We start from the raw sequence: 1,334 nt of genomic DNA on the forward strand, positions 1-1,334 counted from the left end.
CCCCACCCCAACTATTTACAAAGAGCCTAAATTACAGGTAGTACAAGATTACTTAAATAGTTCAATGGGTTATTCGTTAATAACGAAGAAATATGGTCTCTCTAATAAATCTCTTGTAAGACAATGGGTTCGTTCTTATAAAGAATTCGGTATGGAGGGCTTAGTTAAAAAGACAAAGAAGCAGTTTTATTCTGTTCAATTCAAATTAGATGTATTACACATTATGAAACAAACAGGTGCTTCTTATCAAGAGACGGCGATTCAATTTAAGATGAATAATCCAAGTTTAATCGCTAATTGGAACAGTAAACTTTTGAAAGAAGGAATAGAGGGCCTGCAAGAAAAAACAAAGGGGCGCCCATCTATGTCTAAAAAAGCGAAATTAACAAAACGTGTTCAAGAAAAAGAAATTTCACGTGAGGAGCAGTTAGAACGTGAAAATGAACTGCTTCGTCTAGAGGTTGCTTATTTAAAAAAGTTGAAGGCTTTTCGAGAGAACCCAGATGCCTTCCTCGAAAAGCACAAGCAGCCATTGCCTTCGAACTCAAAGATTTGCGAATGATGGATCAATCGTTAATTTACATCATCTAATTCAGGAAGAGCCAGGTACTATGTTAGAGATACCAGAAAGTTTACACAAAAAGTATTCTAAATTGCTACATGGACTAAAAGAGAACGGTGAAAGTTTTAGGAATGATCCTGTATTAAAAGCTCAATATGAGAATTTTAGAATAAGATATTGGAAATGGAGAGCAAAAGAGTTTGAAATAGAAAAATAAATGGGGTGACAAAATGGACTTTAAAACAGTTGAAAGATTTATTGAGATGTACGATGACGATGATTTTACTGGAGGGATAAGCGAGGATAAAATTTTAGATATAGAAAAACAACTTCATGTGCAGTTACCAGAGAGTTATAAGTGGTTTTTAAGAAAATACGGATCAGGCGGTATATTTGGAATAGATATTCTAGGTCATGGTTTAGTAAATGCGACAGTCGTAGAGACTACTAATGAGTATAAGAAGTATTATGGATTAGAAGAGGGAATTGTAGTAATCATTCATGTAGATGCTTTCGCATATTGTTTAGATACAAATAAGATGAGAAATGGTGAATGCCCAGTAATATCATGGGATGTCGATAGCGGAAGCTATGACTCTGAAGAAGCTAGCAATTTTTTAGAGTTTTTTTGGAATTATTTAAACGAAATGAAAGAAAATTGGGAGGAAGATGAAGAAGATTGGTGATTGAATAAGTGTCTTGAACAGTATTTCTAGACGGCTAGCCAAGAAATACATTTTACAATAAAAACATTCATGAGTTTTTTACACCC

At 34.1% G+C, this 1,334-nt stretch carries 2 protein-coding genes and 1 pseudogene; all 3 read left to right on the forward strand.

Annotation, left to right across the window (positions count from 1 at the left end; genetic code table 11):
• The first annotated feature begins 64 nt into the window (after positions 1-64).
• On the forward strand, positions 65-562 hold the full coding sequence (locus CW357_RS18020) for a transposase (RefSeq protein ID WP_124218834.1): 498 nt from the start codon (positions 65-67) through the stop codon (positions 560-562).
• Positions 552-779, forward strand: a pseudogene (locus tag CW357_RS18025) (HNH/ENDO VII family nuclease); the annotation flags it as partial. The gene CW357_RS18020 and the pseudogene CW357_RS18025, both read left to right, overlap by 11 nt.
• A gap of 13 nt (positions 780-792) precedes the next feature.
• Complete coding sequence (locus CW357_RS18030) at positions 793-1,248, forward strand: SMI1/KNR4 family protein (RefSeq protein ID WP_119415216.1); 456 nt, start codon at positions 793-795, stop codon at positions 1,246-1,248.
• Positions 1,249-1,334: the final 86 nt, after the last annotated feature.

Source organism: Rummeliibacillus sp. TYF005, from assembly GCF_003844195.1.
Classification (GTDB): Bacteria; Bacillota; Bacilli; order Bacillales_A; family Planococcaceae; genus Rummeliibacillus.